Consider the following 1269-nt stretch of genomic DNA (forward strand, 5'->3'; position numbering starts at 1 on the left):
ATATCAAATGGTTCTGGAAAAAGTATAGTCCCAGAAAATTTACAAAAAAGATGTCCTTTATTTCGTGAACTTTATAATTATCTACATGATTTCTGTAGTAATTATTAGTCATCATCATTCACCTAATCTAAAAACTCTCCCAAACTTGGTACATTTACCCAACTTCCTCTTTCATGAGATTCATGGGATAAATCCATTAACAATTGCGAATAAACCCCTTCTTTTAGAGAAGGTGTAGTTTGTTGATGATTAGTAATTCCTTTTACCCATTCATCAACAACCCGAAGAAAAGCACAAATTCGCCCATCATGATAATTTTGAGGAAAGAGAAATTGTTGCGGAACTGCTATTTCTTTTAAAGATTCACCCGGTTGAGAACCCCAAACTTGAAAACCATGAATATAGTCTTTTTGATTTTTGCTACCTAAAACTAATGTTCCCTTATCCCCATATACTTCTATCCAATGAGTTCTTTCTGCATGAACAACTGCACTAATAGAAACTTGACAAGGTGTACCATTTACTAATTCCAAAGATAATAAACAAGTATCATCAGTATCAACTGCTTGTAATTCTCCATTTGCAGGGTTCACTCTTTCAGAAATAGCAGTAGTTAAATGAGCATTTAATTTACCAACTGAACCGAATAACCAATTAATATAATCGAAAGCATGAGAACCTAAAGAACCTAAAGCACCTCCACCTTTTTCTTTACTAGAATACCAATTCCAAGGACGAGAAGTATCAGCGCGAGAAGAACCCAACCAATCAATTTTAATTAATCGGATGTTCCCCACATAATTTGCAGCCAGAAGTTGAGCGAAAAATTGCCATTCTGGGACAAACCGAAATTCAAAATCTACAGTTGCAATTACACCTTGACTCTTTGCTAAGTGATATAATTCTTTAGCTTCGGTGACATTTAAAGTTAGAGGTTTTTCTAACAAGAGATGTTTACCAGCTTGCAAAACCTGTTTAGCCATTTCATAATGCAAAAATGGCGGTGTGGAAATGCTGACAGCTTCAACTGTGGGTAAAGCTAGAATTTCTACTAAATTAGCACTTGCATAGGGGATATTATGACTGGTAGCAATAGTTTTTGCTTTATTAATATCTCGATGATAAACAGCGACGATTTTAGTATTATGATGTGCTTGAAATGTAGGAATATGAACTTTTTGACCAAATCCCGTACCAACAACTGCTACCCCAATCATGTTTAGTTTTTATAAAATTTACTTAATAATAATTGTACAGATTCTGTCTCTT

General features: G+C 34.3%; 1 protein-coding gene. It reads right to left on the minus strand.

The window, feature by feature from the left end; genetic code table 11:
- Positions 1 to 122: 122 nt before the first annotated feature.
- Entirely contained in the window at positions 123 to 1217 is a 1095-nt protein-coding gene (locus IQ228_RS26115; RefSeq protein WP_027403233.1) for a Gfo/Idh/MocA family protein, read from the minus strand.
- Between the last annotated feature and the right edge of the window lie 52 nt (positions 1218 to 1269).

The organism is Dolichospermum sp. LEGE 00246, assembly GCF_015207865.1.
Lineage (GTDB): Bacteria > Cyanobacteriota > Cyanobacteriia > Cyanobacteriales > Nostocaceae > Dolichospermum > Dolichospermum heterosporum.

Bases quoted from the DNA above. Each gene is read 5' to 3' on its own strand.
- IQ228_RS26115 (WP_027403233.1), bottom strand. From the start codon at position 1,217: ATGATTGGGGTAGCAGTTGTTGGTACGGGATTTGGTCAAAAAGTTCAT.